The 13,250-nt window shown below is 70.5% G+C and carries 11 protein-coding genes; 7 read left to right on the top strand and 4 right to left on the bottom strand.

All coding sequences use genetic code 11. The annotated features are described in order from the left end of the window. Window positions 1-19: 19 nt before the first annotated feature. Window positions 20-1,015, top strand: a complete 996-nt coding sequence (locus OG972_RS18610) for an aldo/keto reductase (RefSeq protein WP_266982951.1) — start codon at window positions 20-22, stop codon at window positions 1,013-1,015. Window positions 1,016-1,114: 99 nt separating this feature from the next. Here OG972_RS18610 and OG972_RS18605 read toward each other — a convergent pair whose 3' ends face one another. Continuing rightward, the gene (locus OG972_RS18605; RefSeq protein WP_266982949.1) at window positions 1,115-3,394 is read right to left on the bottom strand and encodes an N-acetylmuramoyl-L-alanine amidase; all 2,280 of its coding nucleotides are present in this window, start codon (window positions 3,392-3,394) and stop codon (window positions 1,115-1,117) included. Between the two features lie 183 nt (window positions 3,395-3,577). Beyond that, window positions 3,578-4,555, bottom strand: coding sequence for a prolyl aminopeptidase (pip, locus tag OG972_RS18600; protein ID WP_266982947.1), 978 nt, complete (start codon window positions 4,553-4,555; stop codon window positions 3,578-3,580). A 62-nt stretch (window positions 4,556-4,617) separates the two neighbouring features. Between pip and OG972_RS18595 the strand changes: the two genes are divergently transcribed. Continuing rightward, a complete protein-coding gene (locus OG972_RS18595) occupies window positions 4,618-5,112 on the top strand; it encodes a cupin domain-containing protein (protein WP_266982945.1) in 495 nt (164 codons plus the stop codon). Between the two features lie 51 nt (window positions 5,113-5,163). On the opposite strand, the gene OG972_RS18590 is transcribed toward OG972_RS18595, so the two are convergent. After that, window positions 5,164-6,189: a helix-turn-helix domain-containing protein gene (locus tag OG972_RS18590; RefSeq protein WP_266982943.1), complete on the bottom strand. Its 1,026-nt coding sequence runs from the start codon at window positions 6,187-6,189 to the stop codon at window positions 5,164-5,166. A gap of 164 nt (window positions 6,190-6,353) precedes the next feature. Then, window positions 6,354-6,590, bottom strand: coding sequence for a hypothetical protein (locus tag OG972_RS18585; RefSeq protein WP_266982941.1), 237 nt, complete (start codon window positions 6,588-6,590; stop codon window positions 6,354-6,356). Here OG972_RS18585 and OG972_RS18580 point away from each other — a divergent pair. The 5 genes from OG972_RS18580 to OG972_RS18560 all read left to right on the top strand — a co-directional run bounded on the left by OG972_RS18580 (window position 6,574) and on the right by OG972_RS18560 (window position 13,190). Beyond that, window positions 6,574-10,269 carry a S8 family serine peptidase gene (locus OG972_RS18580; RefSeq protein ID WP_266982939.1) on the top strand — a complete coding sequence of 1,232 codons (3,696 nt, stop codon included), beginning with the start codon at window positions 6,574-6,576 and terminating at the stop codon, window positions 10,267-10,269. The two genes, OG972_RS18585 and OG972_RS18580, sit on opposite strands and share 17 nt — an antisense overlap. Window positions 10,270-10,412: 143 nt before the next feature. Beyond that, a complete protein-coding gene (locus tag OG972_RS18575; RefSeq protein ID WP_266982937.1) occupies window positions 10,413-10,961 on the top strand; it encodes an isochorismatase family protein in 549 nt (182 codons plus the stop codon). A 105-nt stretch (window positions 10,962-11,066) separates the two neighbouring features. Continuing rightward, on the top strand, window positions 11,067-11,522 hold the full coding sequence (locus tag OG972_RS18570) for a MarR family winged helix-turn-helix transcriptional regulator (protein ID WP_266982935.1): 456 nt from the start codon (window positions 11,067-11,069) through the stop codon (window positions 11,520-11,522). Then, window positions 11,519-12,367, top strand: coding sequence for an ABC transporter ATP-binding protein (locus OG972_RS18565; protein ID WP_266982933.1), 849 nt, complete (start codon window positions 11,519-11,521; stop codon window positions 12,365-12,367). The genes OG972_RS18570 and OG972_RS18565 overlap by 4 nt, the downstream gene beginning before the upstream one ends. After that, window positions 12,327-13,190 (top strand): ABC transporter permease, encoded by an 864-nt coding sequence (locus tag OG972_RS18560; RefSeq protein WP_266982932.1) that lies wholly within the window; start codon window positions 12,327-12,329, stop codon window positions 13,188-13,190. The genes OG972_RS18565 and OG972_RS18560 overlap by 41 nt, the downstream gene beginning before the upstream one ends. The last annotated feature ends 60 nt before the right edge of the window (window positions 13,191-13,250 follow it).

Below are 13,250 nucleotides of genomic sequence, written 5' to 3'. Positions count from 1 at the left end.
AGGCGTTGGCTTGGTGCCCATGAAGTACACGCAGCTCGGACGCACCGGACTCGAAGTCAGCCGACTTGTCCTCGGCACCATGAACTTCGGTCCGCAGACCAATGAGGCCGACAGTCACGCGATCATGGATGCCGCTCTGGACGCGGGCGTCAACTTCTTCGACACCGCCAATGTCTACGGCTGGGGCGAGAACAAGGGCCGCACCGAGGAGATCCTCGGCACCTGGTTCGCCCAGGGCGGCGAACGCCGCGACAAGGTCGTTCTCGCCACCAAGGTGTACGGGAACATGGCCGCGGAAGGCGACGCCTGGCCCAACCACCACAAGCTCTCCGCCCTCAACATCCGGCGGGCCGTCGACGCCAGCCTCAAGCGGCTGCAGACCGACCACATCGACCTGTACCAGTTCCACCACATCGACCGCTCCACCCCGGTCGAGGAGATCTGGCAGGCCATCGACGTACTGATCCAGCAGGGCAAGATCCTCTACGCCGGTTCGTCCAACTTCGCCGGCTGGAAGATCGCCCAGACCAACGAGACCGCCAGGCGCCTCGGTTCGTACGGGCTGGTCAGCGAGCAGTGCCTCTACAACCTCGCCGAGCGCCGCGCCGAGATGGAGGTCATCCCGGCAGCGCAGGAGTACGGACTGGGTGTCATCCCGTGGTCCCCGCTGCACGGCGGACTGCTCGGCGGTGTGATCCGCAAGGAGCGCGAGGGCGGCGCGGCCCGGTCGGCGTCCGGCCGGTCCGCGGACGCGCTCGCCAACACCACGGTGCGGGCGCAGATCCAGGCGTACGAGGACCTGCTCGACAAGCACGGTCTGGAACCCGGCGAGGTGGGGCTGGCCTGGCTGCTGACCCGCCCGGGCGTGACGGGACCGATCTCCGGCCCGCGCACGCGGGAGCAGCTGGACTCGGCGGTGCGCGCGGTGGACCTTGACCTGTCGGACGAGGTGCTCGCGTCCCTGGACGAGATCTTCCCGGGCCCGGGTCCGTCGCCGGAGGCCTTCGCCTGGTAGGCGACGGGGCCGACCGAACGCCTGAGCCCGGCTCCGCGACACAGATGCGCGGAGCCGGGCTCAGGTCATGCGGGTACGTCCGTCAGCGGACCGCAGCGGCTACTTGAGGTAGACGAGGCCGTCCGTCGTGATCGCCGGACGGCCCGAGGTGGCGACGACGACGATCTTGACGGTGTGCTTGGCACTGGTGGACCAGCTCTTCGTCCACAGGGCGTCGCGGTACTTGGTGGTGGACGACTTCAGGTCGACCGTGGCCACCTTCGTACCGTCGACGTACACGTACGCCTGGCCGGACGTGGAGGCGCGCGAGACCACCCAGGCGGCCGAACGGCCGGTGAACGTCCAGCTCAGGCTCGCGCCCTTGGAGGAGCTGGAGTACGACTTGCCGCCCAGGTACGAGGACGAGGACTTGGTCGTCCAGGTGCCGGTCTTCGTGGCCGAGGTCTCCTGGAGGATGACCGGGGTGCCGGCGACGGAGGCGGCCGCGGTGTTGCCCGCGAGGTCGTACGCGCTCATGGACCAGGTGGTCGCCACGCCGGACTTCGCGGTGTGCGAGGCGCTCGTGGTGGTCGGGCCGTAGGTCTTGGCGACCGGAGCGGTCAGCCGGACCTCCTTGAGCGACGCGGCGTCGGTCGCCTTCCACTTCAGGGTGAGCGGGACGGCGGTGGTGTTCACCGTGCCGGTGCGCAGCGCGAGATTCGGCTTGGTGGTGAAGCTCGGCGCCGTCTGGTCGGCGACCACGGTCGCCGCCGCGGACAGGGACGTCTTCCCCGACTGGTGGGTGGCGCGGACCTGGACCGTGTGCGTGCCGACGCCGAGGGTGGCCTTCGCCGACGTGGCGGTGCCCGCGGCGGTGGCGACGCTCTTGCCGTCGACCAGCAGCTCGTACTTGGAGATGAAGGCGCTCGGCGTGCTCGCCGACCAGCCGACCGTGATCGCGGACTTGGTGTAGTACGACGTCCCGGACAGGGTGGCGCCGGTCACCGACTTGATGGCCAGTCCGGTGACGGGGCCCGCGGCGAGGCTGCGGATCGTGGGCAGCTGCCCGTACAGCTTGGTGCCGGGGCACTCGGTCGCGAAGCCGTCGCGGTGGCCGGAGATCTGCTTGAAGGAGTACTGCGTACCGGCGGTGAACTTGGTGCCGGCGAGGTTGCTGCCGGTGGCGCCCGCGGTGAGCATGGTGCTGCCCGCCGGGTCACCCTTGTACTGGCCGAGTTTCCACGCGGCGATCCGGGCCACCGAGGTGGTCACCGCGCTCGGGGCGGCCGTGTCTGTGTAGGTGCCGAGGACGGAGATACCGGTCGACTCCCGGTTGAAGCCGTAGGTGTGTGCGCCGAGGACCGGCCGGTCCAGGCCGCCCTTGCGGCCCTCGAAGATCGTCCCGCACTTGTCGACCAGGAAGTTGTAGCCGATGTCCTTCCAGCCGTTGCTCTGCACGTGGTACGCGTACACGCTGCGCACGATCGCCGCGGAGTCGGCGCAGGAGTAGTCGTTGGTCCCCGCGGTGTGGTGGACGAAGACGGCCTTGACCGTGTCGTTGTACTCCGGCGCCTCCGGGCTGATCGACTCGTCGGCGCCCCAGCCCGCACGCGAGGTGATGGGCGGCTTGGGCACGGTGGACGGCGGCGCGGGCGGCAGCGTTGCGGACGGCGAGGTGCTCGCGGACGGCGAGGAGCTGTCGCTCGCCGTGGGCGAGGGACTGTCCGTCGCCGTCTCGGAAGGTGTCACGGGCGGCGCCTCGGACGCCGGGGCGGTGTCGGACTCCGTGGCCGAGGGGGTCGGTTCCGTGGTGGCCGTCGGATCGGCCGGGGGGGAGTCGGACGGCGACGGCTCGGCCGGGACGTCGGTTTCGGCGACGAAGGCGGCCGGATCGGCGTGCAGCGACGAGCCCTTGCCGGGGTCGACGGTGTCCAGCCGCAGCCCGGCGGGCAGCTTCGAGGAGACCTTGGCGCCCGCGGTGACGCGTACCTCGACGCCGTTGGACGGGCCGACCCACCGCGGTTCGGTGGACCCGCGGACGCCGGAGCGGCCTGCCTCCGTACGGCCGTCGATGTCGGTCTCCAGCGGCATCCAGGACGACCAGGTGCCGTTCGAGACCGATTTGGTCCGTACCTCGACCGCTCCCGTCACCTTCGCCGCCGGGTCGGTCCAGGTGACCCCCAGCATGCTGAACGGTGCGGTGTCCCGCCGGCCGAGCGACGCGGAGCTGCCGTCCGCGGCCACCTTCAGCTCCGTCTTCCGTACATCGGTCCTGACCGGACCGGCCTTGCTGTCACTGTCATTCGCGGAGTCGCCGGTCACGTTCTGGAACACCACGAAACCCGCCACGGCCACCGTTGTCACGGCAGCCGTGGTCCATATTTTTCGGTGCGATCTCACGTCGTATCCCTCGGGGTGTCACGGGGTGTCACGGGGGGTGGCAAGGAGCCGTTTGGATCACGGCGTTCGCACAGCTTTCCATGACCGTCCACCGACCCGTCCAGCCGCCCCCGGCACCTGGCTTGGTCTTTACCTTGTGCGGAGGGTCAGGCACGTCCCCGGCGACGATCCGCCAGAGGGGATTCAGCGTGACGCGAACCGGTCCAGCGCCTCCAGCACGGCCCTGCTGGTCGCCGCACCGCCCAGATGCCCCGCCCCGTCGATCACGGTCAACTCCGCGTCCGGCCATGCCTTGGCCAGCTCCCAGGCGGTGACGAGGGGCCCGCCCAGGTCGAGCCGGCCGTGCACCAGCACCCCCGGGATCCCGGCCAGCCGCCCGGCGTTCCGGATCAGCTGCCCCTCCTCCAGCCAGGCTCCGTTGGAGAAGTAGTGCGAGCAGATCCGCACCAGGGCCTGCTGCGCCCTGCCCGGCCTGCCGCTGTACGGGGGCGGTCCCGCGTACGTCTCATGGGAGAGCACCGCGTCCTCCCACGCACACCAGTCCGCCGTCGCCCTCGCCCGCACCTCCGCGTCCGGGCTCTCCATCCGCCGGGCGTACGCTGCGAGGACGTCCGGGGTCGGCCTGCCCTCGGCCTCCGGCACCCCGGCCAGGAACAGGTCCCACGCCTCCGGGAAGATCTGCCCCGCGCCCCGGTACAGCCAGTCGATCTCGCTGCGCCGGGTCGTGGTGACGGCCGGGATCACGATCTCGGAGACCCGGTCCGGATGTTCCTCGGCGTACGCCAGGATCAGCGTCGAACCCCAGGAGCCGCCGTACAGCAGCCATGCGTCGATCCCGAGGCGCACGCGCAGCCGCTCCATGTCGGCGATCAGACGGCCGGTCGTGTTGTACCGCATGTCGGCGGCGGGGTCGCTCGCGTGCGGGGTCGACCGGCCGCAGCCCCGCTGGTCGAAGAGGACGACCCGGTACCGGTCCGGGTCGAAATACTGCCGCGCCCACGCCCCGCACCCCGACCCGGGACCTCCGTGGACGACGAGCGCGGGCTTGCCGTCCGGATTGCCGCAGACCTCCCAGTACACGAGGTTGCCTTCGCCGACGTCGAGCATCCCGTGGTCGTACGGCTCGATCGGCGGGTACTTCTTGTCGGGCTCACGGTCCATGGCGGCGTCCCCCTGGTCTGGGCCAAAGGGTTCACACTAGGGCGGGGCGTAGCCTGGCTGCCGTGAATTCCACCGCCCGGATCCTGGCCGTACTCGACGAACTGCTCACCGAAGCGGGCCCGCAGGAGCGTGGTGCCCTCTGGCAATTGGCTGAAAATAGCCGTGAGTTGGACGCCAATCTGGTGCGTCTGCCGCCGGGCGCCGAGGTCGGCGAGCATCAGGAGGACGTCCTGGACGTCCTTCTCGTCGTCATCGCGGGCAGCGGCCGGGTCGCCGCCGGGGGCGATGTGCTGAACCTGGCGCCGACCACTGTCGTCTGGCTGCCCCGCACCTCCCGGCGCGCCCTCGCCGCGGGACCGGACGGTCTGGCCTATGTGACCGTCCACCGCCGCCGTCCCGGCCTGACCATCAAGTCCTCGGTCGCGCCCTCGGCGGCGTACGAAGGCGGCGAGGCGCCGTGCATGCTGGACCGGGTCTGCCCCGGGTGCGGCCGGCTCTCACCGGACCCGGCGCCGGTGTTCTGCAGCCGGTGCGGGGAGCGGTTCCCGGAGCGCTGAGCGGTTTCCGGTACGGGGAACGGCTCCCGGAGTGCTGCGCGCGCCGGGAGCCTACTCGTCGCCACCGGACACGGACGTCCTGGGCTCCACGCCGCTCACCCACCCGTTCGCCGCGGCGTGGATGCCGAACTGGAACCGGGTGCTCGCCCCGGCCCGTTCCATCAGGGCGTGCAGGCGGCGTTGCAGCGTGCGGTAACTGAGGTCGGCCTGGCGGGCTATGGCCTCGTCCGGCAGGCCAGCGGTCAGCAGGCTGACGAGGAGCTGGTCCTCCACAGACAGGGCCTGCGGGTTCTCGTCCGCCTCGTCGCTCGGGCGGAGCGGCTGGGCGACCGCCCACAAGGCCTCGAACAGCGCGGACAGGGCGTCGAGGACCGCCGAGCGGTGCAGGACGACGAAGGACGGGCTCGGGTCCGGGCTCGAGCCCGCCCTCAGCGGCAGTATGGCCAGCCGGTCGTCGACGAGACCCATCTTGGTGGGTACGTCGGCCAGTACCCTGGCCTCCTCGCCCGCCTCCGCCCACATGCGCACCAGCTGCTGACGGCCGGGGATGTCGATGGAGGCGGCGTCGTACACAGCCCGGACGGTGACACCGCGGCCGAGCAGATCGAGTTCGGCCTGGTTCGGGTCCAGACCGCCGTCGTGGTAGGGCGGTTTGTCGAAGACCCGCAGCTGGTGCCGCACGTTGCGTATCATCTGATCGCTGCGCTGCTGCACCGCGTCGGTTCCCGTGACGATCTCGATGACCTCGGCCGGGTCCCGGGTCGCGGCCGCCCGCCGGAACCGCTCGGTGAACTCCCCGGCGCGGAGCCGTGCCTGGTGAAGTTCCTCCTGCTTGTTCAACAGGAGTCCGTCCAGTGCCACTTCGGGATCGATGGCGATGTATGTGGCCGGGCGCCCGTGCCGGCGGCCGACCAGTCCGGACGACTGGAGCCGGCGCAGCGCCACGCGCGCCCGGGCCGGTGGGAGTCCGGTGGTGCGCGCCAGGTCATCGAGGGTGACCGGCCGTCCGGACAGCAACGCGGCGTAGACGGACTCTGATTCCGGGTCGATTCCCAGCACCTCAAGCATGGCCTCCATCTGACCTTCCGTAAGGCCTCCCACAACAGGACTGGGGTGTGGCAAAGACTCGCCATGGCGACCATTCGCCTGTCATGGCTGTTCCGCCATCGTGATCCGGTCCGCTTCACTTCCGTCGAGCGCGCACCCGAACCATCACGCTGCGTTAACCCGGACGCTGTTGTTCACGTCGTGATCCGGGTGCGTTCCGGCCCCGCCCGCGAGAGGGAATTGATGCACATCTCGTCCGAACGAATACGGCGAACCGCCGCCACCGGGGCGGCCATTGCCGTGGTCCTGTCCTTGACCGGTCTGCCCGGTGCGGCCAGCGCGGCGCCACCCCCGTCCGGTCCGTCCCCGGCGGGCGCGGGAATACTGCCCGCACCGAAGCAGCCGGCCCCGTCGATGCTGACGCTGATCACCGGTGACAAGGTCGCCGTGACGACCGGAGCCGACGGCAAGCAGGCCGTTGACGTCGTTGCCGCGACGGATGCGTCGAAGCACTTCCAGATCTCCAGCGGGCAGGACGGGGACCTCTACGTCATCCCCGAGGACGCGCTGAACGCCGTGTCCGCCCAGATCGTGGACCGCGAACTCTTCAACGTCACCCAGGCGCTGAAGGACGGCTACGGTGACGCGAAGACCGATGCCGTGCCGGCCATCGTCGACTTCCGGGGCAAGGAGTCCGCCGCGGGTCTCCGGCAGCAGGCCGAGGCTCTGCCCGGCGCCGAGGACGAACGCGCCATGCCGCGCCTCGGCCTGGCGGCGGTGCACGTCGACAAGAGTGCGGCCAAGGGCTTCTGGCGCTCCGTCAAGCCGACGGCCGGCAAGGCAAGGAGCGGATCGGACGCCATGGTTCCCGGCACCGCCGGAGTGACCAAGCTCTGGTACGACGGCCGGGCCAAGGCCACCCTGGACCAGAGCGTGCCCCAGATCGGCGCCCCCGAGGCGTGGGCGAAGGGCTTCGACGGCAAGGGTGTGAAGGTCGCGATCCTGGACACCGGCGCCGACCTGAACAACGCCGACATCAAGTCCCGTATCACCGCCAGTCAGAGCTTCGTCCCCGGCCAGGCGGTCCAGGACGGCCACGGTCACGGCACGCACGTCGCCTCCACCATCGCGGGCAGCGGCGCCAACTCCGGCGGCAAGTACAAGGGCGTCGCTCCCGGCGCCGACCTCCTCATCGGCAAGGTGCTCGCCAACGCGGGCAGCGGCGCGGTGTCGGGGATCCTGGAGGGCATGGACTGGGCGGTCGCCCAGGGCGCCGACGTCGTCAGCATGAGCCTCGGAGCCCGGGCCACCGCCCCGGGTGGGGATGTGCTCACCAACGCCGTGGACTCGCTCAGCGCTTCCTCCGGCACCCTGTTCGTCATCGCGGCAGGCAACGACGGCAGGAGCGGCGCGTCGACACTCGGCACCCCGGGCATCGCCGACGCCGCGCTCACCGTAGGCGCCGTCGACAAGTCCGACGCCCTGGCCGACTTCTCCTCCCGCGGCCCGCGCCTCGGCGACATGAAGATCAAGCCGGAGATCACCGCCCCCGGTGTGAACATCGTCGCCGCCCGTGCCGCGGGTACGACCATGGGCACCCCGGTCGACGCCAACTACACAGCGGCCAGCGGTACGTCCATGGCGACCCCGCACGTCGCGGGCGCCGCGGCGATCCTGGCCCAGCGCCACCCCGACTGGTCCGGGGAGCGCATCAAGGAGGAGCTCACCGCCCACTCCAAGAAGTCGGACAATTACACGCCCTACCAGCAGGGATACGGCCGCGTGGACATCCCCGCCGCCCTGGACCCCACGCTGGACCTGTCGGGTACGGGCGACTTCGGTCTGGTCGAGTGGCAGAAGGGCACGTACGAGAAGGAGACCCGCACCGTCACCTTCCACAACTCCACCTCGTCCGCGGCCACGCTGGACCTGGCCGCCTCGGTCAAGGGCGCCGACGGGACCGCGCTGCCCGACGGTGCGCTGACCCTGTCGGGCCCCGACGTGACCGGTGGCAAGGTCACCGTCCCGGCCGGCGGCAGCAGCGAGGTGACCGTCACCCTCGACCCGAACGGGCTGAAGACCGGCCAGTTCAGCGGCTACATCACCGCGACCGGCACTGACGGCGAGTCGGTGCACACCCCGGTCGGTTTCGTGATGGCCGTCGAGCAGCACGATGTCACGGTCAAGTTCACCGACCGGTACGGCAAGACCCCCGGACGGGTCGCCCTGACCCTCCACGGCATGAACAACACCACCTTCAAGAGCCTCACCCTGATCGGCCAGGGCTCCACGACCGTCCGGGTGCCCGTCGGCACCTACTCCGTCGAGGGCCTCACCTACACGTCGGTCCCCGACGACCCGACCCGCACCTACGCGATCGACGGCTTCTCCATCCCCAACATCGGCGTCACGGACCAGGACGTGACCCGCAGTGTCGACGGCACCAAGGCGACCGACTTCACCGTGAAGGTCACCGGTGAGAAGCGCCCGCTGGAGAACGCCTCGTGGATGACACTCGTCAGCCGCAGCGACGGAGCCGGCGGTCACAACAACACCCTCGGCGAAGCCGGTCTCATCAACGGTTCCGACTCGAAGATCGGCGCCGTGCCCACCGAGCAGCCCACCACCGGTGATCTGCATCTGTTCAACGCCCTCAGCGAGCGCGAGCCGCTGACGCAGCTCACCGTCACCAGCCCCGAGCGCCTCTCCGTCCCCGTGGTGACACCCGGGTTCGCCCAGCGCTTCGAGGGCACGAAGGACCTGCGGCTGGCCGACGCGGGCAGCGGATCCGCCGAGGACATCGCCGCCGCCGACCTCAAGGGCCGGGCCGCGCTCATCACCGTGGCCGACCCGCGCAAGATGGACGACGAGGTACGCCGCGCCGCGGCGGCCGGAGCCACCGCGGTGATCGCGGCGTCGGCGAAGCAGGGTCCGTTGTTCAACGGGTCGCTCGCCGCCGACCAGACCATCCCGGTCACCATCGCGAGCCACGACAACGGCGAGAAGCTGCGCACCCTGCTCGGCAAGGGCAACGTCTCCGTCGCCCTCAAGGGTGTTCTCGAGTCCGGCTACGCCTACTCCATGCCGTTCGGCACGAGCGGCATCCCGGCCGACCTGACCAGGACCGTGGACGCCGCCGACTTCGTCAAGGTCCGCAGCGCTTACCACGCCGACGGCGTACGTCACCAGGGCGCCGAAACCCTGCACAGCTGGGCCCCGGGCCAGCCGACCTCGTTCCGTGCCGCCCAGCCCCTCAACATGGGCGCCGCCAGGGACGACTACCAGCTGGCGGGCTCCAGCCTCACGTACCAGCGGATGGTGTACCCCAGCACCGCGTACAACTCGTACATGACGGGACCCCGGACCACGTACACGACTGCCGGCAAGACCTACCGGGAGAACTGGCTCGCCGCGCCGATGCACCCGCCGATGGAAGACCCGTCGATCTGCGCCTTCTGCCGCAGCGACGTCTGGACCCGGACCACGGGGACCGTCGCCGGCGACAGCGACCCGACCCACTCGATGGCGACCGGGCCCACCAACACCTGGACGTTCTACCGCGACGGTGAACAGATCACCGACACGTCCAAGCTGATGGTTCCGCAGAAGGCCCAGTACCGGTTCGTCCAGGAGGTCGCACGGCCCAAGGACTACCCGGGCGTCACGCTGGGCGGCAAGGTCCGCACGGAGTGGAACTTCGCCTCGGCGGCGCCGACCACCATGGCCGTCAAGGACTGCGAGAAGTACTTGCCCAAGCCCACGTTCTGCGAGTCCCTGCCGGTCGTCATGCTCGGTTACGACGTCCCCCTGGACATCCTCAACCAGGCACCGGCGAACAGCCCGTACACCTTCACCGTGAACGCGGGCCGGCCCAAGGGCTGGTCCGGGTCCACCGCGATGGCGGGCGCCAAGGTCTCCGTCTCGTACGACGACGGCGCCACCTGGGAGAACGCCAAGATCATGCGCGAGGACGACAACTCCTTCCAAGCGTCGGTACATCACCCGAAGGTTGCGGGCACCAACGGATACGTGACCCTGCGGACCGAGGTGTGGGACGCCGCGGGCAATCGCACCGTCCAGACCATCCACCGGGCCTACGCCCTGAAGTAGGGAGCCGACCGGAAAACCCCTTCGGTCACCGGCCGCCGCGACCCGGACTCCGGGCCGCGGCGGCCGCGCGCCGGGGCCGCCCCGCTCGGCCTCCTTCTTCGGGATCACCTCGCTGCCCGGACACGGACCGCTAGTGTGGGTCCATGCCACACGCCTCCGCGCTCCTCGTCATCGACATGCAGAACACCCTGGTGGCGATCGCGCACCGGCCCGCCGAGACCGTGGCCGCGATCGCCGGCCTCCGCGAACGCGCCAAAGCCGCCGGCGCACCGATCGTGACGATTCAGCACCGGGGCGAAGGGCTGGAGGCCGGCACCGAGGGCTGGCGGATCGTGCCCGAACTCGCACCCGCCGCCGACGAGGAGGTCGTCCACAAGACCAGCGCGGACAGTTTCCTGGACACCGGTCTCGACAAGACCCTCACGGCGCTGGGAGTCACCGAGGTGGTCGTCACCGGGTTCGCGACCGAGATCTGCGTGGACACCACGGCGCGGCAGGCGCTGAGCCACCGGTACGACCTGGTGCTGGTGGCCGACGGGCACACCACGTCCGTCCGGCCCGACGTCGGCGAGTACGCCGCGCCGGACCGGTCGATCGCGCACCACAACGAGATCTACCGGCACATCGACTTCCCCGGGCGGAGCATCCGCGTGCTGCCCGCGTCCGAAGTGGACTTCGCGGTCCTTCCGTAGCGGGTGGCGCGGCCGCGCCCCGGCTCGTCGACGCACCGCTCCAGGCGGCTCCCTTCGCGGAATTCCTGCCACGTAATACCTCGCAAACAGAGGTAAAATGGGCACGTGGTGGCGAGTGATCTCCCCGATGAACTCGCCGGACTTCTGCCCCGCATCCAGCGGCTCGCCCGGCGGAGACTGTGGAGCGGTCTGCCCACGCCCCGGCTGCGCGGAGCGCACGCGGAACTGCTGCGGCTGGTTGCCGCCCGGCCAGGAATCCGGGTCTCGGCGGCCGCGCGAGAACTTTGCCTCGCGCCCAACTCCGTCTCCACCCTGGTCAACCACCTCGTCGCGGAAGGCCTGTTGCGGCGGGAGCCGGACCCCGGCGACGGGCGTGCCGCGCTCCTCCACCCGACCGCGGCGGGAGTCGGCCGGCTGCGCGACTGGCGGGCCCGGCGCGACGCGCTCTTCCGCGAACACGTGGCGAAACTCGACGCCGCCGACCGGGCCGCGCTGACCGCCGCGCTTCCGTCACTGCGCAGACTCGCCGAGTCACTGCGCGAAGGAGAGGAGACCCCATGACTCCCGCCCTCAGCTGCACCGGTCTGACCTACACCTTCGGCACCTCGAAAGCCGTCGACGGCCTGGACCTGCTCGTCCGCCCCGGCGAGGTCTTCGGACTCCTCGGGCCCAACGGCGCGGGCAAGACCACCACCCTGCGTGCGATCGCCACACTGCTGCCCGTACCGCCCGGCGTCATCCATGTGTTCGGCCACGACGCGGCCCGGCAGAAGATGGCCGTACGGCGCCTGCTCGGTTACGTACCGCAGCAGCTGTCGGCCGACGCCGCCCTCACCGGCCGGGAGAACGTCGCCCTTTTCGCCCGTGTCTTCGACGTCCCCCGCCGCAACCGTGCCGCCCGCGTCGGGCAGGCGCTGGACGCGGTCGGGCTCGGGCCCGAGGCGCAGCGGCTCGCCGCCACGTACTCCGGTGGCATGGTGCGCCGCCTCGAACTCGCGCAGGCGCTGGTCAGCGCACCTCGCCTGATGATCCTGGACGAGCCGACCATCGGCCTGGACCCGATCGCGCGCGACAGCGTCTGGGACCGCATCACCGAGATCCGCGTCGGCACCGGGATGACCGTGCTGGTCACCACCCACTCCATGGAAGAGGCCGACCAGCGCTGCGACCGGCTCGCCCTGATGCACCTCGGCAGACTCCGCGCGCTCGGCACGCCCGCCGAGCTCAAGAGCGAACTGGTCGCGCACCGCGAGGAGTCCGGCGACGCGGCTCTGCCGCCACCGACCCTGGAGGACGTCTTCCGGTACCACTCCGGAAGCGGCCTGGACGACCCCGGTTCTCCGGGAGAGAAGGGAGCCTTCAACGATGTCCTCCGTACCCGTCGCACCGCGTCCCGCCGCGGCTGAACCCGGCTCGCCCGACCGCCGCTTCGCCCTCCTCCTGGAACCGCCGCCCGCCCGCACGGGCTGGCGCGTCGTCCCCGCGCGGGTCGCGGCGATGTGCGCCGTCGAACTGCAGAAGCTGCGCCACGACCGCGCCGAGATCTACACCCGCGCCGTCCAGCCCGCGCTCTGGCTGCTGATCTTCGGCCAGACGTTCTCCCGTATCCACGCCATCCCCACCGGCGGCGTTCCGTATCTCGACTTCCTGGCGCCCGGGATCATCGCCCAGTCCGCCATGTTCATCGCGATCTTCTACGGGATCATGATCATCTGGGAGCGGGACTCCGGCGTCCTCACCAAACTCATGGTCACGCCGACGCCCAGAACCGCCCTGGTGGCCGGCAAGGCCTTCGCCGCCGGGGTGAAAGCCGTGATCCAGGCGGCGGTCGTCATCGTGATCGCCGTGGTGCTCGGCGTCGGCATGACCTGGAACCCGCTGCGACTGCTGGGCGTGGTCGTCGTGGTCGTCCTCGCCTCCGCGTTCTTCTCCTGCCTGTCGATGTCGATCGCCGGGATCGTCCTCACCCGCGACCGGCTGATGGGCATCGGCCAGGCCATCACCATGCCGCTGTTCTTCGCCTCCAACGCGCTCTACCCGGTCGCGCTGATGCCCGGCTGGCTCCAGGCGATCAGCAAGGTGAACCCGCTGAGCTACCAGGTCGACGCCCTGCGCGGACTGCTCATCGGCACGCCGGCCCACCTCGGCCTCGACTTCGCGGTACTCGTCCTCGCCGCGTTCGTCGGCATCGTCGCCGCCGGTTCGCTCCTCGGCCGGCTCGCCCGCTGACCGCGTCGTACGACGGTTGTCGACGGTACGGTCCCGATCCGGGGCCGGGGCGCCGGCGGC

The organism is Streptomyces sp. NBC_01669, assembly GCF_026339735.1.
GTDB classification, from domain to species: Bacteria; Actinomycetota; Actinomycetes; order Streptomycetales; family Streptomycetaceae; genus Streptomyces; species Streptomyces yanii.
Note: the sequence above shows the minus strand (reverse complement) of the source record. Positions and strands in the feature narration are given on the sequence as shown.

Coding starts and splice junctions, on each gene's coding strand:
- OG972_RS18580 (WP_266982939.1), top strand. CDS start 6,574: ATGCTGACGCTGATCACCGGTGACAAGGTCGCCGTGACGACCGGAGCC.
- OG972_RS18610 (WP_266982951.1), top strand. CDS start 20: ATGAAGTACACGCAGCTCGGACGCACCGGACTCGAAGTCAGCCGACTT.
- OG972_RS18575 (WP_266982937.1), top strand. CDS start 10,413: ATGCCACACGCCTCCGCGCTCCTCGTCATCGACATGCAGAACACCCTG.
- OG972_RS18590 (WP_266982943.1), bottom strand. CDS start 6,189: ATGGAGGCCATGCTTGAGGTGCTGGGAATCGACCCGGAATCAGAGTCC.
- pip (WP_266982947.1), bottom strand. CDS start 4,555: ATGGACCGTGAGCCCGACAAGAAGTACCCGCCGATCGAGCCGTACGAC.
- OG972_RS18565 (WP_266982933.1), top strand. CDS start 11,519: ATGACTCCCGCCCTCAGCTGCACCGGTCTGACCTACACCTTCGGCACC.
- OG972_RS18560 (WP_266982932.1), top strand. CDS start 12,327: ATGTCCTCCGTACCCGTCGCACCGCGTCCCGCCGCGGCTGAACCCGGC.